This is a genomic window from Pseudaquabacterium pictum (assembly GCF_005403045.1).
GTDB classification, from domain to species: Bacteria; Pseudomonadota; Gammaproteobacteria; order Burkholderiales; family Burkholderiaceae_C; genus Pseudaquabacterium; species Pseudaquabacterium pictum.
Window position 1 is genome coordinate 292,029 of record NZ_BJCL01000001.1, and the last position, 20,321, is coordinate 312,349.

Here is a 20,321-nt window from a genome sequence, read left to right on the forward strand (position 1 = left end):
GACAACATGCTTTCGCGAACCGCTGACCACCTGTTCTGGATGAGCCGCTACATGGAGCGGGCCGAGAACACCGCCCGCATGCTGGATGTGAACTACCAGACCTCGCTGCTGCCGCAGTCGGCCGACCGGGCCGAAGAAGGCTGGGCCGGCGTGCTGGGCATCTCGGAGCTGACCTGGTCGTTCAACCAGAAGCACGACGCGGTGACCGCCGCCAATGTCATGGATTTCATGGTGCGCGACGCCAGCAACCCGTCGTCCATCGTCTCCTGCCTGCATGCGGCGCGCGAGAACGCCCGCGCGGTGCGCGGCACCCTGACCACCGAGCTGTTCGAGACCACCAACCAGACCTGGCTGGAGTTCAACCGCATGCTCAAGGGCGACGACTTCGAGCGCGACCCGGCGGCGCTGTTCGAATGGGTGAAGTTCCGCTCTCACCTGAGCCGCGGCGTCAGCGTGGGCACGATGCTGCAGGATGAATCGCTGCACTTCATCCGCATCGGCACCTTCCTGGAGCGGGCCGACAACACCGCCCGCCTGCTGGACGTGAAGTTCCATGCCCTGGCCGGCGACTACTTCGGCACCTGGGCCGACGACAGCGCGCCCGAGGTCGACTTCTACCACTGGAGCGCGATCCTCCGATCGGTCTCCGGCTTCGAGATCTACCGCAAGGTCTACCGCAACGTGATCCGGCCCGACAAGGTGGCCGAGCTGCTGATCCTGCGGCCCGACATGCCGCGCTCGCTGGCCGCCTGCATGAACGAGGTGATGGCCAATCTCGACCTGGTGGCCAACGAGCAGAGCGCCGAGACCCGCCGCCGCGCCGGCCGCCTGCGCAGTGACCTGCAGTTCGGCCGCATCGACGAGATCCTGGCCACCGGCCTGCATGCCTTCCTCACCCAGTTCCTGGACCGCGTCAACGACATCGGCGCCGGCATCAGCCGCGATTTCCTCGTCCCGGCCTGAATCCTGTCTCGCAGGCGACAATGCTGCAACGCAGCATCGCAAGCCATTGAAAGCACACCGTGTCGATCCACGTCGCCCTGAACCACGTCACCCACTACAAGTACGACCGCCGGGTGAGCATGTCGCCGCACATCGTGCGCTTGCGTCCGGCGCCGCACTGCCGCAGCAACATCCTGAGCTACAGCCTGAAGGTCGAGCCCGAGGGCCACTTCATCAACTGGCAGCAGGATGCCTTCGCCAACTACCTGGCGCGGCTGGTGTTCCCCGAGCCGGCCACCGAGTTCAAGGTGACGGTGGACCTGGTGACCGAGATGTCGGTCTACAACCCCTTCGACTTCTTCCTGGAGCCGGAGGCGGAGAACTTCCCGTTCGCCTACGACGAACCCACCAAGCTGGAGCTGCAGCCCTACCTGGTGACCGAGCCGGCCACGCCGGCGTTTGCCAAGTTCCTGGCCACGATCGACCGGAAAGAACAGCGCACCATCGATTTCCTGGTCGCCATCAACCAGCGGCTGCAGGGCGACATCCGCTACCTGATCCGCATGGAGCCGGGCGTGCAGACGCCGGAGCAGACGCTGACCCTGGGCAGCGGCAGCTGCCGTGACAGCGGCTGGCTGCTGGTGCAGACGCTGCGCCACATGGGCCTAGCGGCGCGCTTCGTCTCCGGCTACCTGATCCAGCTGAAGAGCGATGTGAAGGCGCTGGACGGTCCCAGCGGCACCGAGGTCGACTTCACCGACCTGCACGCCTGGTGCGAGGTGTTCCTGCCCGGTGCCGGCTGGATCGGGCTGGATCCCACCTCCGGCCTGCTGGCCGGCGAGGGCCACATCCCCGTGGCCTGCACGCCCACGCCCGGCAGCGCGGCGCCGATCAGCGGCGCCATCGACGAGTGCGAGGTGGCGTTCTCCCACCACATGCAGATCAGCCGCATCTGGGAATCGCCGCGCGTCACCAAGCCCTACACCGATGCGCAGTGGCAGCAGGTGCTGACCCTGGGCGAGCAGGTCGATGCGCAGCTGGATGCTGGCGATGTGCGGCTGACCATGGGCGGCGAGCCCACCTTCGTCAGCGTGGACGACCGCGACGGCGCCGAGTGGAACACCGATGCCCTGGGCCCGACCAAGCGGCTGTTCGCCACTGACCTGACCAACCGCCTGCGCGAGCACTATGCCCAGGGCGGCTTCCTGCACTTCGGCCAGGGCAAGTGGTACCCGGGCGAGCAGCTGCCGCGCTGGGCGCTCAGCATCTGCTGGCGCGCCGATGGTGAACCCTGCTGGCACGATCCCAAGCTGTTCACCGACGAGCGCTACCCCACCCACTACACCAGCGCCGATGCCAAGGCCTTCATGTCGGCCCTGTGCGCCCGCCTGGGCGTGACCGACACCCATGTGCAGACCGGCTACGAGGACACCTGGTACCACCTGTGGCGCGAGCGCCGGCTGCCGGTCAACGTCGATCCGTTCGAATCCAAGCTCGAGGACGAGATGGAGCGCATCCGCCTGCGCCGCGTCTTCGACCAGGGGCTGGAGTACCCGGTGGGCTATGCGCTGCCGCTCAAGCGCAGCGATGGGCTGGATGGCGTGCCGGCCCTGGAAGGCAGCCGCTGGCAGACCGGCCCGTGGTTCTTCCGCGACGAGCGCATGTACCTGCACCCCGGTGATTCACCGATGGGTTACCGCCTGCCGCTGGACAGCCTGCCCTGGGTGAAGACCACCGAGTACCCGTACCACATCGAGAGCGACCCCTTCGCGCCGCGCGATGCCCTGCCGGCCGCCGCGGCCATCCGCAGCCAGTACGCCGCGCATGTGATCGGCGGCGGCTTCGCCGAGGGTGGCGTGGTGGCGCTGCAGGCCAAGGGCGGCAGTGCTGGCGGTGATGCAGGCGACGGCATCCTGGGCGCCGGTGGCGCCATGGCCGGTCTGGCCGGGCGGGGTGCTGCCGCCGGCAAGGGCAGCGGTGCCAGCATCAGCACGCTGGACCCGACCCGCAGCCCCAGCCGCGGTGAATCCGCACACTGGATCACCCGCACCGCCCTGGTGGTGGAAGTGCGCGACCCGCGCCGCGCCAACGGCCCCAAGGCCGAGGCCGTGGGCAGCCCCAGCGGCGTGATGTACGTCTTCATGCCGCCGCTCAAGCAACTGGAAGACTACCTGGAGCTGCTGGCCGCGGTGGAAGCCACGGCCGCCGCCCAGGGTGTGACCATCGTGCTGGAAGGCTATCCGCCACCGCGCGACCCGCGGCTGAAGGTGCTGGCCATCACCCCCGACCCCGGCGTCATCGAGGTCAACATCCACCCCGCCAGCAACTGGACCGAGCTGGTCGAGCACACCGAATTCCTCTACGACGCGGCCTGGCTGTCCCGCCTGTCCACCGAGAAGTTCATGCTCGACGGCCGCCACACCGGCACCGGCGGCGGCAACCACTTCGTGATGGGCGGCGCGCGCCCAGCCGACAGCCCCTTCCTGCGCCGGCCCGACGTGCTGGGCAGCCTGCTGGCCTACTGGCACAACCACCCCAGCCTGAGCTATTTGTTCAGCGGCCTGTTCATCGGCCCCACCAGCCAGGCGCCGCGGGTCGATGAAGCGCGCAACGACCAGCTCTACGAGCTGGAGATCGCCCTCGGCGAGATCGAGAAGAACAAGGCGGTCTACGGCCAGCAGATGCCGCCCTGGCTGGTCGACCGCACGCTGCGCAACATCCTGGTCGACATCACCGGCAACACCCACCGCAGCGAGTTCTGCATCGACAAGCTGTACTCGCCCGACAGCGCCACCGGCCGCCTGGGCCTGCTGGAGCTGCGCGCCTTCGAGATGCCGCCGCATGCGCGCATGTCCATCGTGCAGCAGCTGCTGCTGCGGGCGCTGGTGGCCCGCTTCTGGAACGAGCCGTACCGACACGAACTGGTGCGCTGGGGCACCGAGCTGCATGACCGCTTCCTGCTGCCGCATTTCGTCTGGCAGGACTTCGGCCATGTGATGGAGGAAATGGGCGAGGCCGGTTTCGGCTTCGACGCCGCCTGGTTCGCGCCGCACTTCGAATTCCGCTTCCCCAAGGTGGGCGAGCTCACTGCCGAGGGCGTGCACCTGCAGCTGCGCAGCGCGCTCGAGCCCTGGCATGTGATGGGCGAGGAAGGATCGAGCGGCGGCACGGTGCGCTATGTCGATTCATCGGTCGAGCGCATCGAGGTCCTGGTCAGCGGCCTGGTCAACCCACGCCATGTGCTCACCTGCAACGGCGTGCCCGTGCCGCTGCAGCCCACCGGCCGCACCGGCGAGTTCGTCGCCGGCGTGCGCTACCGCGCCTGGCTGCCGCCCAGCGCGCTGCACCCGTCCATCGGCATCGACGCGCCGCTCACCTTCGACCTGGTCGACACCTGGATGCAGCGCAGCCTGGGTGGCTGCCAGTACCACGTCACCCATCCGGGCGGCCGCAGCTACGAGACCTTCCCGATCAACGCCTTCGAGGCCGAGAGCCGGCGGCTGGCGCGCTTCTTCACCATCGGCCACACGCCCGGCAAGATGGTGGTCGGCAAGCCGGTGCGCAGCCTGGAGTTCCCGTTCACGCTGGACCTGCGCACGGCCTGACGGCCGTGTCCAGCCGCTGCTGACCCGCGTTCACAGGGGATGGGCCCAAGCGAAAAGCCCCCGCTTCCCGGGCATGATGGCGGGATGCAAAGCAGTCTGCTGGCCGACGACGATCTGCCCGACGCCGCCAGCCTGGTGGCGTCGGTGGCGCAGCGCGCCACGCCTGGCCATTTCGATGAGTGGTGCGCCTCGGTCTCGGGCACGGCCAGCGCGGCCGGCCACCTGCCGGCGCCGCACTGGCGGCAGTTCTTCGACACCCTGGGCACCGAAGGCTGGGCCGACCTGGGCGCCCGTGCGCAACGGGTGCAGGCCCGGGTGCGCGAAGACGGCGCCACCTACAACATCTATGCCGAGGGGGTGGATGCGCCACGCGCCTGGCCGCTGGAGCTGCTGCCGTTCATCGTGCCGGCCGATGAGTGGGCGCAGATCGAGGCCGGCGTCACCCAGCGCGCCCGGTTGATGGCCGCCACGCTGGCCGACATCTACGGCCCGCAGACCCTGCTGCGCGATGCACTGCTGCCGGCCAGCCTGATCTTTGCCCATCCGCACTACCTGCGGCCGGCCTGCGGCCTGTGGCCGGCCGAGCGCTGCGGCCTGCACATCGCCGCCTTCGACCTGGCGCGCACGCCCGAGGGCGGCTTCCGGGTGCTGTCGCAGCGGCTGCAGGCGCCGTCGGGCCTGGGCTACCTGCTGGAGAACCGGCTGATCATCGGCCCGCAGTTCCACGACCAGTTTGCCGACCTGCGGGTGCAGCGCCTGGCCGGCACCTTCCGCAGCCTGCTCGACGGACTGGTGCGCGCCAGCCCGGCCGGCGAGCGCAGCCGCATCGTGCTGCTGACGCCTGGCCCGCTGAACGAAACCTACTTCGAGCAGGTGTTCCTGGCCCGCTACCTGGGGGTCACTCTGGTCGAGGGCAGCGACCTGACGGTGCGCGGCAAGAAGCTGTTCCTCAAGACCCTGCACGGCCTGGAGCAGGTGCATGTGCTGCTGCGCCGGGTGGACGATGAATTCCTCGATCCGCTGGAGCTGCGGCCCGACAGCCAGCTGGGCGTGCCCGGCCTGCTGCAGGCGCTGCGCGCCGGCGAGGTGGTGATGGCCAACGCCCCCGGCGCCGGCGTGCTGGAAAGCCCCGGCCTGGCCGCCTTCTGGCCCGGTGTGGCCGAGCGCCTGCTGGGCGAGGACCTGCTGTTGCCGGCCTCCACCAGCTGGTGGTGCGGCGAATCCGCCGTGTGGAGCCGCCAGCGTGACGACCTGGCCAGCTTCGTGGTGGCGCCCACCTTCCCCGACAGCGGCTTCGGCCCGCGGGTGGCCGCGCTGATGGGCGAGGCCGAGCGCCGCGCGCTGCGCGACCGCATCGACGCCGACCCCGCCGCCTACACCCTGCAGGCCCGGGTGCGGCCCAGCGAGACGCCGGTGTGGGGCCATGGCAGCGCCGACAGCGCCAGCCCCGGCGGCCAGCTGCACCCGCGGGCCGCGGTCATGCGGGTGTTTGCGCTGGCCGACGGGCAGGGTGGCTGGCAGGTGCTGCCTGGCGCGCTGACCCGCGTGGCCAACCGCAGCGGCCAGCAGCCCGGCAGCGCGCACGACCCCTGGCTGAGCATGCAGCACGGCAGCGCCAGCGTCGACACCTGGGTGATCGCCAGCGGCGCGGTCGACAAGAGCACGCTGCTGCCCAAGCCGCTGACCGCCGATGAACTGGGCGGCGTGCACCGGGCGGTGAGCAGCCGCGCCGCCGAGAACCTGTTCTGGCTGGGCCGCTACACCGAGCGGGCCGAGAACTCGGTGCGCCTGGTGCGGCTGATGCTGGAGATGCTGCGCGAGGGCAGCGAGCCGGTGTTGCGCCTGCTCGACCGGCTGGCCCGCTTCCACGGCCTGGTGGGCGCCGGCGTGCCGGGCGTGCTGAAGGCGCCGCGGGTGTTCGAGCGGGCGTTGATCCACGGCCTGCTGCCGCGCGGCCACGGCGCGCCGGTGGATGCCAGCATCGGCGGGCCGATGTACGGCCCCACAACCAGCGTGGCCCACAACCTGCGCAGTCTGCGCCAGTGCGCCCAGGCCCTGCGCGAGCGGCTGTCGCCCGAGCACTGGAAATTGATCCACGAGGTGGGCGACCATTTCGAGCAGCACCTGGGCGTGGTGCTGTCGCTGGGCGAGGGCCATGCGCCGGTGCCCGATGTGCTGGGCGTGCTGGGCCGCGCCACCACCCACCTGGCGGCCATCACCGGCGCCCAGACCGACCGCATGACCCGCGACGACGGCTGGCGCCTGCTCAGCGTGGGCCGGCAGATCGAACGGCTGGACATGCTGTCGCATGCGCTGGGCCTGGGCTTCGAGCTGAAGGTGCACGAGGCCGACGACGGCTTCCACCTGCTGCTGGGCATGTTCGACAGCGTGATCACCTACCGCGCCCAGTTCCAGGGCCGGCGCGAGGTGCTGCCGCTGCTGCACCTGCTGGCCATGGACACCGACAACCCGCGCAGCCTGGCCTGGGTGGCCCGCACCATGCGCGACCGCCTGCGCAAGCTGGCCCGGCATGACCCGCTGTGGGTGCACCAGGTCACCCGCGACCTGCCCATGCCCGAGGACTGGCTGCTGGCCCGCATGGCGCGTGCCGACGACAAGGGCCGCCACACCGAGCTGATCGAGGCCCTGCGTGCCTGCAGCACGGCCGCGCGTGGCCTGTCGGACCAGATCAGCCGCCACCTCTTCGCGCATGTGGAATCGCGCGACCGCACGGTGTGGCAATGAGCGATCAAGCGCCCGCCGCTGCACCTGCGCACGCCCAGTCGCAGAGCCAGGGCCCGGCGCCGCTGCCGCCGGCCCAGCGGCGCCCGCCGGCGCCCGGCCACCGCCTGCTGCAGGTGACCCACGAGACCTGCTACGACTACGACGCGGCGGTGGAGGTGGCCCACCACAGCGCCTGGCTGCGCCCGCGCGACACCGAGGTGCAGAAGGTGCAGCGCTGGGACCTGGAGATCGACCCGCTGCCCGAAAGCGCGGTGCAGGAGAGCAAGGACGCCTTCGGCAACTGGCGCCATGGCTTCAGCCATTCCCGGGTGCATGACCGGCTCACCGTCACCAGCCGCTTCCAGGTGCTGATGACCGCGCCGCCCGCGCTGGACGACGCCCACAGTCCGCCCTGGGAAGAGGCTGCGGCGGCACTGCGCTACCGCGCCGGCGTCACCCAGCCCGAGGCGGTGGAATTCGTGTTGCCCAGCCAGTTTGCGCAGCATGCGCCCGAGCTGGCGGCCTATGCCCGCGACCTGTTCACCCCCGGCCGGCCGCTGCTGCAGGGCGCGCAGGCGCTGATGGCCCGGGTCTACGAGCGCATGCAGTACAAGCCCCACAGCACCGATGTGGCCACCAGCGCGCTGCAGGCGCTGGCCCAGGGGCAGGGCGTCTGCCAGGACTTCGCCCACCTGATGATCGCCGCGCTGCGCAGCCTGGGCCTGGCCGCGCGTTATGTCAGCGGCTACCTGCTGACGCACCCGCCCGAAGGCCAGCCCCGCCTGGTGGGCGCCGATGCCAGCCATGCCTGGGTGGCGGTGTGGTGCCCGCTGCACCGCTGGGTGGCGCTGGACCCGACCAACAACGTCCGCGTGGGGCAGGACCATGTCACCCTGGCCTGGGGCCGCGACTATGCCGACGTGGCACCGCTGCGCGGCGTGATCCGTGGCGGCGGCACGGCGCCGCCGTCGGTGGGCGTGACGGTGGAGCCGGTCTAGCAGCATGCCTGGCCTGGTCACGTTCGGCCTGCACCCGGCCCGCCGGCTGGCAGCGCTGCTGGGGGGGTCTTGGCGGATGTCTGTCCTGCTGCCGTTGCTGGTGCCGGGCCTGGCCACCGCCGGACCGGCCACCGCGCCCGCCGAGCGCCTGGGCAACACCATCACCGGCACCTGGGCCAGCACCACCAGCGCCGAGCGGCTGGTCTTCCTGCCTGGCGGCTACTTCCGCAGCTGCTTCGCCAACGGACGGATCGGCAATGCGTCGATGGGCCGCTGGAAGCGGCAGGCACCTGGCCGCTACACGGTGGAGTTCACCCACACCGCCACGCCGGCCTGCAACGCGCCGCCGCAGACCATCCGCCAGCACCCGGCCAGCATCCTGGGCCAGGTGCTGGTGCAGAAGGGCGAGCTGTCGCTGTATGTCTCCGGCGAGTTCCCGCCCGACGTCTACCGGCCGGTGCTGCCGGCACGCTGAGTTGCAACGCCCGGGCAACCGGCGTCGCGCTTGTCGGTGACGCCTGCACACCGCAGCTTGCTGGCCCGCGCCAAGGCCTGGGCAGGCGGCCTCAAGCGGGACGTGGTCGCCATCTGGCATGCGGCGCGCGACCCGCGCACGCCGTGGCTGCCGCGGCTGCTGGCGCTGCTGGTGGCGGCCTATGCACTGAGCCCGATCGACCTGATCCCCGACTTCGTGCCGGTGCTCGGCTACCTGGACGACCTGGTGCTGGTGCCGCTGGGCCTGCTGCTGGTCATCCGCCTGCTGCCGGCCGACGTGCTGGCCGATGCCCGCCGCCAGGCCGCGCTGACCCTGGCGCGCCCGCGCAGCCGGGCGGCGGCGGTGGCCATTGTGCTGCTGTGGCTGGCCGCCGCTGCGCTGGCCCTGTGGTGGTGGCTGCGGCCCTGATCCGGGGGGCAGCGACCGGGGGCTTTCCCGGGGCTGGACGCCTTGCCGGGGCTGGCAGCATCTAGGCACAAGACAACCGCCGGTGCCGCGCCTAGCCTGCGCGACGTTCGAGGCGGTTGCCTCCCCCACCACCACCCGTCAACCAACGGCCATCCGGCCGCTGCAGGAGACCTGTTTGGCCATCGTGCAACTGTTGATCTCGGGCATCTCGCTCGGGTGCATCTATGCGCTGATCGCGCTGGGCTTCGTGCTCATCTACAAGGCCACCGAGACCGTCAACTTCGCCCAGGGCGAGCTGATGATGCTGGGTGCCTTCGGCGGCCTGGTGATGATGACCATCTTCGGCTGGTCGTTCTGGCTGGCCGCGCCGCTGGCGGTGGTGCTGATGTTCTTCATGGGCATCGGCCTGGAGCGGGCGGTCATCCGGCCCATCCTGGGCCAGCCGCAGTTCACCGTGGTGATGCTGACCATCGGCGTGGGCTACACCGCCCGCGGCCTGATCTCGATGATCCCGGAGATCGGCACCGAGACCCACACCCTGCCGGTGCCCTACGCCGGCCAGGTACTCAACGTCGGCGGCGCGGTGATCAGCCTGGAGCAGGTGGCCGTGATCGGCATGACGGCGGTGCTGTGCCTGGTGCTGTACCTGATGTTCCGGTACACCAAGCTGGGCATTGCCATGCAGGCGGCCTCGCAGAACCAGCTGGCGGCCTACTACATGGGCATCCCGGTGCGGCGCATCAACGGCCTGGTGTGGGGCCTGTCGGCGGCGGTGGCGGCCATTGCCGGCCTGCTGCTGGCGCCGGTCACCTTCGTGCACGCCAACATGGGCTTCATCGGCCTGAAGGCCTTTCCGGCGGCGGTGGTGGGCGGCTTCGGCAGCCTGCCGGGCGCCATCGTCGGCGGCCTGGTGATCGGCCTGGTGGAGGCCTTCGCCGGGTTCTACCTGCCCGAGGGCTTCAAGGACATCGCCGCCTACGTGGTGGTGCTGATCATGCTGGTGGTCAAGCCGAACGGCCTGTTCGGCGGCGCGATGCGCAAGAAGGTCTGAGCCATGCGATTCATCTTCAAGACCGACTACGCGCAAGACCTGCAGATCGTCAAGCACAGCGGCCAGGCCTTCTGGTACGGGCTGCTGATGGCCGCCATGCTGGCTGCGCCGCTGTGGGCCGGCGACTACTGGCTGTCGCAGATCAGCTTCGTGCTGATCTATGCGGTGGCCGGCCTGGGGCTGATGGTGCTCTCGGGCTTCACCGGCCTGGCCTCCATCGGCCACGCCGCCTTCCTGGGCGTGGGCGCCTATGTGCAGGCAGTGCTGTCGGCCAAGGGCTGGCCGTTCCCGGTCACCATGGCCATGGCCGCCGGCCTGAGCGCCGCGGTGGGCGTGGTGGTGGGCCTGCCGGCACTGCGGGTCAAGGGGATCTACCTGGCGATTGCCACGCTGAGCTTCGGCTTCATCGTCGAGGAAGTTCTGGCCCGCTGGGAAAGCGTGACCAAGGGCAATGCCGGCATGAGCGTCACATCGCCGCAGTTCTTCGGTGCCGATCTGGCCAGCAGCGAGGCCTTCTACTACATCGCCCTGGGCACCACGGTGCTCGTCACCCTGGGCGTGCTGAACCTGCTGCGCAGCGCCACCGGCCGTGCCTTCATCGCCATCCGCGACAGCGAGATCTCGGCCCAGAGCATGGGCATCCACCTGGCGGGCTACAAGACGCTGGCGTTTGCGTTGAGCGCGGCCATCGTCGGCCTGGCGGGCGCCCTGTATGCCCACAAGCTGCGCTTCATCTCGCCCGACCAGTTCGGCATCGTGCAGAGCGTGGACCTGCTGCTGCTGGTGGTGGTGGGCGGCGTGGGCAGCGTGCACGGCGCCTTCCTGGGCGCGATCTTCCTGATCACCATGCCGCAGCTGATCGCTCTGGGCAAGGACTACCTGCCGCCGGCCATCGGCCAGGCCGCCGGCCTGCAGGCGGTGGTGTACGGCGTGGTGCTGATGGCCTTCGTGCTGTTCGAGCCGCATGGCCTGTACGGCCGCTGGCTGAAGGTGCGCACCTGGCTGCAGCTGTTCCCGTTCTACCGCAAGGGCATGTTCAAGCGGCAGAAGTCGTATGCCAAGTCTGAACGCCTGAAGTGATGCCGACCATGAGCGACACCAACTCCACCCCCTTGCTCAGCGCCCGCGACCTGAGCGTGCGCTTCGGCGGCGTGCTGGCCGTCAACAAGGTCAGCTTCGACGTGCAGCGCGGCGAGGTCTTCACCCTGATCGGCCCCAACGGCGCGGGCAAGACCACGGTGTTCAACCTGATCAGCCGCATCTACACGCCCACCACCGGCACGCTGCACTTCGAGGGCCAGCTGCTCTCTGACAAACCGCCGCACGACATCGCCGCGCTGGGCATCGCCCGCACCTTCCAGAACATCGAGCTGTTCGAGAACGCCACGGTGCTGCAGAACCTGCTGATCGGCCACCACATCCACCGCGGCGCCGGCTTCTGGAGCAACCTGTTCTTCACCAAGGCGACGCGCCAGGCCGAGCTGGCCGCCCGGTTGCGGGCCGAGCAGGTGATCGAGCTGCTGGACCTGCAGCACTACCGCGACACCTTCGTCGCCGGCCTGCCATACGGGAAGCGGAAGGTCGTCGAACTGGCCAGAGCGCTGTGCACCGGCCCCAAGCTGCTGCTGCTGGACGAGCCCTCATCGGGCCTGAACGTGGAGGAAACCTCGGACATGGCCTGGTGGATCCACGACATCAAGAACGAGCTGGGCATCACCGTGTTGATGGTCGAACACGACATGAGCCTGGTCTCGCGCGTGTCCGACCGGGTGCTGGCCATGAACCAGGGCGAGGTGCTGGCCCTGGGCACGCCGGCCGAGGTGCAGAGCCACCCGGGCGTGATCGAGGCCTACCTGGGCTCGGTGGACGATGTGTCGAGCCTGCGGAGGAAGGCAGCATGAGCACCGCCGAAGCCGACGTGCTGCTGTCCGTCGCCAACATCGAGAGCGCCTACGGCCCGATCAAGGCCATCCGCGGCGTCAGCCTGAAGGTGCGCAAGGGCGAGATCGGCACCGTGCTTGGCAGCAATGGCGCGGGCAAGAGCACCATCCTGAAGACCATCTCCGGCGTGCTCGATCCCACCCGCGGCACCGTCATGTTCAAGGGCGCCGACATCACCGGCAAGGACCCGGCCGAGATCGTGCGCGGCGGCCTGGCCCATGTGCCCGAGGGGCGCGAGGTGTTCCCGCTGCTGTCGGTGCGCGACAACCTGCTGATGGGCGCCTACACCCGCCATGACAAGGACGGCGTGGCCCGTGACATGGAGCAGGTCTACACCTACTTCCCGATCCTGCGCGAGCGCCAGGCCCAGGATGCCGGCCTGCTGTCGGGCGGCCAGCAGCAGATGCTGTCGATCAGCCGCGCGCTGATGGCCCAGCCCGACCTGATCCTGCTGGATGAACCCAGCCTGGGTCTGTCGCCGAAGCTGACCAAGGAGATCTTCGAGATCGTGGTGCGCATCAACCGCGAGCGCGGCACCACCATCCTGCTGGTCGAGCAGAACGCCAACATGGCGCTCAATGCCGCCGACTACGGCTATGTGCTGGAGAACGGCCGCATCGTGATGGAAGACCGCTGCGAGGTGCTGCGCGAGAAGGAAGACATCCGCGAGTTCTACCTTGGCATGAAGGAAACCGGCGTGCGCGGTGAACGCCGCTGGAAGAAGAAGAAGACGTGGCGCTGACCCAGGAGCAACACCGATGAACACCACCACGCAAGAACGCCCGGCACCTGCCGCACAGAAGCGCGACCCGCACCGCATCGTCACCACCACCGACCGGCCCGGCTGGGTGCTGGAGCAGTTGCCCTTCGAGACCATCGCCCAGATGTTCTGGCTGCGGGTCCAGGAGCACGGTCCGAAGGTGATGATGCGGCAGAAGGACCTGGGCATCTGGAAGACCTACACCTGGGCCGAGGTGGGCCAGATCGTCAGCGAGATCGGCGCCGGCATGGTGCGCCTGGGCTTCGAGCCCGGCGAGGTGGTCTCGGTGCTGGCCAACACCCGGCGGGAATGGGTGTGGGCCGACCTGGCGGCGCAGACCATGGGTGGCGTGGTCAGCGGTGTCTACCCCACCGACGCGGCCAGCCAGCTGCAGTACCTGGCGGCCGATTCCGGCAGCGTCTACCTGTTCGTCGAGGACGAGGAGCAGCTCGACAAGTGGCTGGAAGTGCGCGACCAGCTGCCGCAGGTGCGCCACGTGTTCGTCATCGACATGGAAGGCCTGGCCCAGTTCAATGACCCACAGGTGATGAGCCTGGACGCGCTGCGTGCCTTGGGCCGCGAGGAACTGCAGCGCCAGCCGCAGTTGGTGGAACAGCGGCTCAAGCGCCGTGGCGCGGACGACCTGGCCGTGCTGGTCTACACCAGCGGCACCACCGGCCGGCCCAAGGGCGCGATGATGAAGAACGCCAACCTCTGCGCCACGCTGTCGGGCGTCAACGGTGGGTTGTTCGAGGGCCTGCCGGGCGACGAGGAGCGGGTGGCCTTCCTGCCGCTGTGCCACATCGCCGAACGGCTGATCGGCGAGTACGTGCCGATCTTCCGCGCCTCTGTCGTCAACTATGTCGAGAACCCGGAGACGGTGTTCGAGAACGTGCGCGAGGTGCAGCCGCATGTGTTCTTCGCGGTGCCGCGGGTGTGGGAGAAGATGTACTCCACCGTGATGATCACGCTGAAGGAGGCCAGCGCCAGCCAGCGCGCCGCCTACGGCTGGGCCATCGGCATCGGCCAGCAGGTGGCGAGGCTGGCCGAATCCGGCCAGAAGCCCGCTGGGGCGCTGGCCATGCAGTACAGCCTGGCCCGGCTGCTGGTGCTGAACAACGTGCGTCGAGCGCTGGGCCTGAACCGGGTGCACATGGCGCTGACCGGCGCGGCGCCGATCTCGCCCGAACTGATCCGCTGGTACCTGGCACTCGGCATCCCGTTGCGTGAAGGCTGGGGCATGACCGAGACCACCGGCGGCGGCACCATCACGCCGGTGGACGCCCTGCGCCCCGGCAGCATCGGCAAGCCCGGCCCGGGCGTGGAGATGCGCATCGCCCCGGTGACCAACGAGATCCTGCTGCGCGGTGGCAACTGCTTTGCCGGCTACCTGAACCTGCCCGAGAAGACCGCCGAGGCCATCGACAGCGAGGGCTGGCTGCACACCGGCGATGTGGGCTGGGTCGACGACGACGGCTACTTCTACATCACCGACCGGATGAAGGACATCATCATCACGGCCGGCGGCAAGAACATCACGCCCAGCGAATGGGAGAACCAGCTGAAGTTCAGCCCCTACGTGACCGACGCGGTGGTGATCGGCGACAAGCGCGCCTACCTCAGCTGCCTGGTGATGATCGACGAGGACAACGTGGCCCAGTGGGCGCAGGACCGCGACGTGCAGTTCAGCGATTTCAAGAGCCTGTGCCGCAGTGCCGAGGTGCAGGCGCTGATCGAGGAAGAGATCGCCAAGGTCAACAAGCAGTTCGCCCGTGTCGAGCAGATCAAGCAGTTCCGGCTGATCGAGCAGCGCCTGACCGCCGAAGACGAGGAGCTGACGCCGACGATGAAGCTCAAGCGCTCGCTGATCAACAAGAAGTACGCCGACATGATCGAGGGCATGTACAGCGGCAAGTCGGCCGGCTGATCACACCGGCACGCCGTTGGTGAAGGTGGTGGGTCAGGCTGCGCAGCGGTGCCGACACCGGCATGCCGCCCCGGACTGGAGCCGCTGCACCATGTTGGCGATGGCCCTGGCCGCTGCTTCAGGCGGCAGGTGGGCTGTGACCAGCGTTGCCAGGTCCGCGAAGGCTTGTGCCAGCGCGGCAAGGTGGCTCAGCGGATGCCAGGTGGGATGCCGCCGGCGCCGCCGGGTTCCGCCAGCTGTGGCAGCCGTGTCAGCAGTTCCGACAGGTGACCGAGCAGGGCCAGATCGGCCGCCGTGGCCGGCATGTCCCCGCGGTCCAGCACGGCCTGCAGGCTGTGGCGCTTCTGGGTGACGGTCTCCAGCAGGGCAGGCAGGCAGGTGATGGGCGGCGCGTCCTCGTGCAGGGCGGTGCATTGCTGCAAGGCGGCGTGCAGGTGGGCGGGCACGGTGGGCAGCAGCGTCTGCAGCCAGGCGTCGGTGGCGGCCTGCGCCTGCACGCGCTGGCGATAGGCGGCACTGGCCGGCACCGGTTCACCGGTGCGCACCGCCTCGGCGGGCAGGCCCTCCCGCAGGTTGGCCAGCACGCGGCGCAGGGTCGGCACGAAGGCCATCAGGCGTTCTCCACCCAGTGGCGGATGGCCAGACCGTCGGTCACCACCACCGGCGGGCCCAGTGACTCCACCAGGTCCGCCGGCAGGTGCGGGACGGTGTCGGCCACGCCGATCAGCGGCGGCACCTCGCCCGGCACCACCAGCACGCGGCCGGTGTGCTGCAGCGCGCTGAACAAGGCCCGCCACAGCGCCGGATCCCGCACCGGCCGATTGAGCGTGAAGCCGGTCGCGGTGGCGGCGGTGGTGTCGATGAACAGCAGGCTCTCCTGGTCGCCGGGCAGGCCCAGCACCAGGCAGCCCGGCTCGGTGCGGAGCACCAGCGGATCGAAGGGCGCGCGCAGCCCGGCGGTCGGCGCCGGGTGCGGCTCGCCATGGCAGAAGCAGGAAACCCACAGGTCCAGGCTCATGCCACCACCTTCGGTCGCTCAAGCGGCGGCTTGCGCGCCCCCGGCACGCCACTGCGCCAGCAGCCGGTCCCACTTCGGCTTGACCGCGGCCAGGTGCCGTGCCTTGACATGGCCATAGCCGCGGATGTCCTCCGGCAGGCGGGCGATCTCCAGCGCTGCCTCCAGGTTGGCGGCGGTCAGGCCACGCAGCAGCTCCTCGATGGTGCTGCGGTAGGTGCCGATCAGCGCCCGCTCGGTGCGGCGCTCCTCGGTCTTGCCGAAGAGGTCCAGCGGGCCACCGCGCAGACCCTTCAGTTTGGCCAACACACCGAAGGCGCTGCGCATCCAGGGGCCGAAGGCCTGCTTGACCGGCTGGCCCTGCGCGTCCACCTTGCCCAGGATCGGCGGGGCCAGGTGGTGCACCAGCTTGTACTCGCCTTCGAACATGCCGGCGATCTTGGCAGTGAAGGCCGCATCGGTGTGCAGCCGGGCCACCTCGTACTCGTCCTTGTAGGCCATCAGCTTGAACAGGTAGCGGGCCACGGCCTCGGTGAGTCGGGTGCTGTTCAGCCCCGCCTCGGCCTGCCGCACCTGGGCCACGAAGGCCGCGTACTGGCCGGCATAGGCGGCGTCCTGGTAGCCGGTGAGGAAGTCGACCCGCTTGGCGATCATCTCGTCCAGCGACGGCTTCTTGACGAACTGGATGACCTGTGCCGCCTTGAACAGCGCTTGCACCGACGCCAGGTCATGCGCGCAGCGGCGGCCCCATTCGAAGGCGGCCTGGTTGTTCTCGATCTGGGTGCCGTTCAGCTCGATGGCGCGCAGCAGCGCAGCGCGGCCCAGCGGCACGCGGCCCTGCTGCCAGGCGTAGCCCAGCAGCAGCGGGTTGGCATAGATGCTGTCGCCCAGCAGTTGCACCGCCACCTGCTCTGCGTCCAGCAGCCCCAGCTGGCTGCGGCCCACGGCACCCACCAGCGCGGCCTCGCAGCCGGCGGTGGGCGCCTGCCAGTCGGCGCTCTTCACAAACGCAGCGGTGGGCGTGGCGTGGCTGTTCATCGCCACGTAGGTGGTGCCCTCGCGCATCAGCGCCAGCGTGGCCTTGCCGGCAGCCACGATGTTGTCGCAGGCGATCACGAGATCCGCCTTGGCGGTGTCGACCTTGGTGGTGTGGATGGCCTCGGGCGTGGCGGCGATCTGGATGTGGCTCCAGGTGGCGCCACCCTTCTGCGCCAGGCCGGCGGAATCCTGCGTGACCACACCCTTGCCTTCCAGATGCGCGGCCATCCCTAGCAGCTGGCCGATGGTGATGACGCCGGTGCCGCCCACACCGGCCACCACGATGCCCCAGGCCCGGTCGCGGCCCTGGCCGTCCAGCGGCAGCGGCAGCGTGGGCTCGGGGATGGCGGGCAGGGTGGCCGGGTCGGGCCGGGTGGCCTTCTTCGGCTTCTTCAGCTGGCCGCCTTCCACCGTGACGAAGCTGGGGCAGAAGCCCTTGGTGCAGGAGTAGTCCTTGTTGCAGCTGTTCTGGTTGATCTGGCGCTTGCGGCCGAACTCGGTTTCCAGCGGCTCCACGCTCAGGCAGTTGCTTTGCACGCCGCAATCGCCGCAGCCTTCGCACACCAGCTCGTTGATCACCACCCGCTTGGCCGGATCGACCATCTTGCCGCGCTTGCGGCGCCGGCGCTTCTCGGTGGCGCAGGTCTGGTCGTAGATCAGGATGCTGCAGCCGGGCACCTCGCGCAGCTCACGCTGCACCTGGTCGAGCTGGTCGCGGTGGCGCACCGTCACGCCGGGCGCCAGCTGCAGCGCGCCGTTGTACTTGCCCGGGTCGTCGGTCACGATGACGATGGTCTTGGCGCCCTCGGCCTCCAGCACCCGGGTCATCTGCGGCACGGTCAGGATGCCGTCCACCGGCTGGCCGCCGGTCATCGCCACCGCGTCGTTGTAGAGGATCTTGTAGGTGATGTTGATGCCCGCGGCGATGCTCTGACGCACCGCCAGGCTGCCCGAGTGGTAGAACGTGCCGTCGCCCAGGTTGGCGAACATGTGCGGCCGCTTGCTGAAGTGGGCCTGGCCCACCCAGGGCACGCCTTCGCCGCCCATCTGGGTGAAGCCGATGGTCTCGCGGTCCATCCAGGTGGCCATGAAGTGGCAGCCGATGCCGCCCATCGCGCGCGAGCCGTCGGGCAGCTTGGTGCTGGTGTTGTGCGGGCAGCCGCTGCAGAACCAGGGTTGCCGGTCGGCGCCACCGGTGGTGCCGGCGGCCATGGCGCGTTCCTTGGCGTCCAGCACGCCGAGGCGGGCGTCCATGCGCGCGACGATGTCGGCCGGCACGCCGAGTTTCTTCAGCCGTTTGGCGATGGCCTGGGCAATGATCGCCGGGGTCAGGTCGGCATTGGCCCGCAGCAGCCAGTTGCCGCTGGGGTTGGCCTGGCTCCATTCGCCGCCGGAGCTGTCGCCCTCCACTTCGTCGAACTTGCCCAGCACATTGGGCCGCACATCCGGCCGCCAGTTGTACAGCTCTTCCTTCAGCTGGTACTCGATGACCTGGCGCTTCTCCTCCACCACCAGGATCTCCTGCAGTCCCAGGGCGAAGTCACGGGTGATGGTGGCTTCCAGCGGCCACACCACGTTCACCTTGTGCAGGCGAATGCCCAGCTGGCGGCAGGTGGCGTCGTCCAGGCCCAGGTCGGCCAGGGCCTGGCGGGTGTCATTGAAGGCCTTGCCGCTGGCGATGATGCCGAAGCGGTCGTGCGGGCCGGCAACCACGTTGTGGTTCAGCTTGTTGGCCCGCACATAGGCCAACGCCGCGTACCACTTGTAGTCGAACAGCCGCGCTTCCTGCACCAGCGCCACGTCGGGCCAGCGGATGTGCACGCCGCCGGGCGGCATCTGGAAGTCCTCGGGCAGGAGGATGTTCACCCGGTCGGGCGAGACATCGATGCTGGCCGAGCTCTCCACCACCTCCTGGATGGTCTTCATCGAGGTCCACACCCCGGCGAAACGGCTCATCGCGAAGGCGTGCAGGCCCAGGTCCAGGATCTCCTGCGCGCTGCTGGGGAAGAACACCGGCAGGCCGCAGGCCTTGAAGATGTGGTCGCTCTGGTGCGCGGCGGTGCTGCTCTTGGCCACATGGTCGTCGCCGGCCAGGGCGATCACGCCGCCGTGCGGCGCGGTGCCGGCCATGTTGGCGTGCTTGAACACATCGCTGCAGCGGTCCACACCCGGGCCCTTGCCGTACCAGATGCCGAACACGCCGTCGTGCTTCTTGTTGGCGGCGTCGAATTCCAGCTGCTGCGTGCCCCACACCGCGGTGGCCGCCAGTTCCTCGTTCACGCCGGGCTGGAACACGATGTTCTGCGCGGCCAGGTGCTGCTTGGCCTGCCACAGCGCCTGGTCATAGCCGCCCAGCGGGCTGCCGCGGTAGCCGCTGATGAAGCCGGCGGTGTTCAGCCCGGCGGCGGCATCGCGCTGGCGCTGCAGCATCGGCAGGCGCACCAGGGCCTGGATGCCCGACATGAAGGCCCGGCCGGCCGGCAAGGTGTACTTGTCGTCGAGCGTCACGCGCTCCAGGGCCAGGCGGATGGACTCGGGCAGCGGGGCGTTCATGGCATCTGGCTCCAGGCCGAAGAAGATGCCAGAGTGTAGGAAGTGCCGCCGGTGAAGTCTTTTCTTTGTTGGTCGCGATTTCCAGCTTCAGCGCAATGAAACCTGCGATTGAATCGACTTCAGAGAAAGGATCAGGCGCGAGCAGTCGATCTCCGGGAAAACACGGAGTGCCGCTGCCGCCAGCCCAGCACGGCCAGGCCCAGCGCCAGCAGGGCGGCCGGGCCGGGCTCGGGCACCGGGGCCAGCTGGAAGTTCGCGCCCAGCCAGCCACCCGGCGTGCCGTCGCTCATGCCGGGGTGACTCAGGCTGAAGAAGCCGTCGCCAAAGCGGTCGCCCAGCACGGTGACACGCGGGTCGATGCTGGCGGCGCCGGTGTCCGCGATGCCGAACGACGAGGCCACGCCGGCGTCGAGGTAGGCGGCGACCACATACACCCGGCCGGGCTGCAGCCGCAGCGCCGTCACCGGCGCAAACCGGAACAGCCCGTCCAGCGCGGCCTCGGTGCCGGCGGGCACCACGGTCTGCAGCCGTGCGGCCGTGCTGTCGCCTTCCCACAGGCCCACCTCGGCGGCGGCCTCCAGCCCATCGGCCAGGTGGTCGTACACGCCCAGGCTGACCAGGTGCACATCGGCTTCCACGCGGAAGGCGAATCCCAGGGTGTAGGGCGCACTTTCGAAGGTCGGGCCCGGCTCGGTCAGCGTGATGGCTGACACCTGCGCCTGCACGGCCGGGGTGGTGGCCAGCACCAGCAGGCTGGCGGCGCAGGAACGCAGGCGACGGGACATGGTGCATCTCCGGACAGGTGGCGGCCCAGCCAGTCTAGGAGCGGCCCGCCGCGGCGCTGGAGATGCGGTTGAAGTTTG

At 69.5% G+C, this 20,321-nt stretch carries 15 protein-coding genes; 11 read left to right on the forward strand and 4 right to left on the reverse strand.

Going from position 1 to position 20,321, the window contains the following annotated elements:
- Nucleotides 1-6 precede the first annotated feature (6 nt).
- The 11 genes from FFT10_RS01230 (at nt 7) to FFT10_RS01280 (ending at nt 14,852) form a co-directional block, all read left to right on the forward strand.
- Nucleotides 7-963, forward strand: a complete 957-nt coding sequence (locus FFT10_RS01230; RefSeq protein ID WP_137730944.1) for an alpha-E domain-containing protein — start codon at nt 7-9, stop codon at nt 961-963.
- A gap of 59 nt (nt 964-1,022) precedes the next feature.
- Nucleotides 1,023-4,547, forward strand: coding sequence for a transglutaminase family protein (locus FFT10_RS01235; protein WP_137730945.1), 3,525 nt, complete (start codon nt 1,023-1,025; stop codon nt 4,545-4,547).
- 84 nt (nt 4,548-4,631) lie between these two features.
- Nucleotides 4,632-7,292: a circularly permuted type 2 ATP-grasp protein gene (locus FFT10_RS01240; RefSeq protein WP_137730946.1), complete on the forward strand. Its 2,661-nt coding sequence runs from the start codon at nt 4,632-4,634 to the stop codon at nt 7,290-7,292.
- Entirely contained in the window at nt 7,289-8,269 is a 981-nt protein-coding gene (locus FFT10_RS01245) for a transglutaminase family protein (RefSeq protein ID WP_137730947.1), read from the forward strand. Before FFT10_RS01240 ends, FFT10_RS01245 begins: the two co-directional genes overlap by 4 nt.
- Nucleotides 8,270-8,273: 4 nt before the next feature.
- Nucleotides 8,274-8,744 carry a hypothetical protein gene (locus FFT10_RS01250; protein WP_137730948.1) on the forward strand — a complete coding sequence of 157 codons (471 nt, stop codon included), beginning with the start codon at nt 8,274-8,276 and terminating at the stop codon, nt 8,742-8,744.
- Nucleotides 8,745-8,780: 36 nt separating this feature from the next.
- Entirely contained in the window at nt 8,781-9,173 is a 393-nt protein-coding gene (locus FFT10_RS01255; protein WP_228026903.1) for a YkvA family protein, read from the forward strand.
- Between the two features lie 175 nt (nt 9,174-9,348).
- Nucleotides 9,349-10,224, forward strand: coding sequence for a branched-chain amino acid ABC transporter permease (locus FFT10_RS01260; protein WP_137730949.1), 876 nt, complete (start codon nt 9,349-9,351; stop codon nt 10,222-10,224).
- A 3-nt stretch (nt 10,225-10,227) separates the two neighbouring features.
- The gene (locus FFT10_RS01265) at nt 10,228-11,304 is read left to right on the forward strand and encodes a branched-chain amino acid ABC transporter permease (RefSeq protein WP_137730950.1); all 1,077 of its coding nucleotides are present in this window, start codon (nt 10,228-10,230) and stop codon (nt 11,302-11,304) included.
- An 8-nt stretch (nt 11,305-11,312) separates the two neighbouring features.
- Nucleotides 11,313-12,125: an ABC transporter ATP-binding protein gene (locus FFT10_RS01270; RefSeq protein ID WP_137730951.1), complete on the forward strand. Its 813-nt coding sequence runs from the start codon at nt 11,313-11,315 to the stop codon at nt 12,123-12,125.
- Nucleotides 12,122-12,907, forward strand: coding sequence for an ABC transporter ATP-binding protein (locus FFT10_RS01275; RefSeq protein WP_137730952.1), 786 nt, complete (start codon nt 12,122-12,124; stop codon nt 12,905-12,907). The genes FFT10_RS01270 and FFT10_RS01275 overlap by 4 nt, the downstream gene beginning before the upstream one ends.
- 142 nt (nt 12,908-13,049) lie before the next feature.
- Nucleotides 13,050-14,852: an AMP-dependent synthetase/ligase gene (locus FFT10_RS01280; protein WP_228026939.1), complete on the forward strand. Its 1,803-nt coding sequence runs from the start codon at nt 13,050-13,052 to the stop codon at nt 14,850-14,852.
- Between the two features lie 188 nt (nt 14,853-15,040).
- Here FFT10_RS01280 and FFT10_RS01285 read toward each other — a convergent pair whose 3' ends face one another.
- From FFT10_RS01285 to FFT10_RS01300, 4 genes are all read right to left on the reverse strand, one after another.
- Nucleotides 15,041-15,463 (reverse strand): hypothetical protein, encoded by a 423-nt coding sequence (locus tag FFT10_RS01285; protein WP_137730954.1) that lies wholly within the window; start codon nt 15,461-15,463, stop codon nt 15,041-15,043.
- On the reverse strand, nt 15,463-15,870 hold the full coding sequence (locus FFT10_RS01290; protein WP_137730955.1) for a hypothetical protein: 408 nt from the start codon (nt 15,868-15,870) through the stop codon (nt 15,463-15,465). Before FFT10_RS01290 ends, FFT10_RS01285 begins: the two co-directional genes overlap by 1 nt.
- Nucleotides 15,871-15,888: 18 nt before the next feature.
- On the reverse strand, nt 15,889-19,458 hold the full coding sequence (locus FFT10_RS01295) for an indolepyruvate ferredoxin oxidoreductase family protein (RefSeq protein WP_137730956.1): 3,570 nt from the start codon (nt 19,456-19,458) through the stop codon (nt 15,889-15,891).
- Between the two features lie 131 nt (nt 19,459-19,589).
- Nucleotides 19,590-20,243, reverse strand: coding sequence for a PEP-CTERM sorting domain-containing protein (locus tag FFT10_RS01300; protein ID WP_137730957.1), 654 nt, complete (start codon nt 20,241-20,243; stop codon nt 19,590-19,592).
- Nucleotides 20,244-20,321: the final 78 nt, after the last annotated feature.

Bases quoted from the DNA above. Each gene is read 5' to 3' on its own strand.
- FFT10_RS01285 (WP_137730954.1), bottom strand. From the start codon at position 15,463: ATGGCCTTCGTGCCGACCCTGCGCCGCGTGCTGGCCAACCTGCGGGAG.
- FFT10_RS01280 (WP_228026939.1), top strand. From the start codon at position 13,050: ATGTTCTGGCTGCGGGTCCAGGAGCACGGTCCGAAGGTGATGATGCGG.
- FFT10_RS01290 (WP_137730955.1), bottom strand. From the start codon at position 15,870: ATGAGCCTGGACCTGTGGGTTTCCTGCTTCTGCCATGGCGAGCCGCAC.
- FFT10_RS01300 (WP_137730957.1), bottom strand. From the start codon at position 20,243: ATGTCCCGTCGCCTGCGTTCCTGCGCCGCCAGCCTGCTGGTGCTGGCC.
- FFT10_RS01275 (WP_137730952.1), top strand. From the start codon at position 12,122: ATGAGCACCGCCGAAGCCGACGTGCTGCTGTCCGTCGCCAACATCGAG.
- FFT10_RS01240 (WP_137730946.1), top strand. From the start codon at position 4,632: ATGCAAAGCAGTCTGCTGGCCGACGACGATCTGCCCGACGCCGCCAGC.
- FFT10_RS01265 (WP_137730950.1), top strand. From the start codon at position 10,228: ATGCGATTCATCTTCAAGACCGACTACGCGCAAGACCTGCAGATCGTC.
- FFT10_RS01230 (WP_137730944.1), top strand. From the start codon at position 7: ATGCTTTCGCGAACCGCTGACCACCTGTTCTGGATGAGCCGCTACATG.
- FFT10_RS01245 (WP_137730947.1), top strand. From the start codon at position 7,289: ATGAGCGATCAAGCGCCCGCCGCTGCACCTGCGCACGCCCAGTCGCAG.
- FFT10_RS01250 (WP_137730948.1), top strand. From the start codon at position 8,274: ATGCCTGGCCTGGTCACGTTCGGCCTGCACCCGGCCCGCCGGCTGGCA.
- FFT10_RS01295 (WP_137730956.1), bottom strand. From the start codon at position 19,458: ATGAACGCCCCGCTGCCCGAGTCCATCCGCCTGGCCCTGGAGCGCGTG.
- FFT10_RS01270 (WP_137730951.1), top strand. From the start codon at position 11,313: ATGAGCGACACCAACTCCACCCCCTTGCTCAGCGCCCGCGACCTGAGC.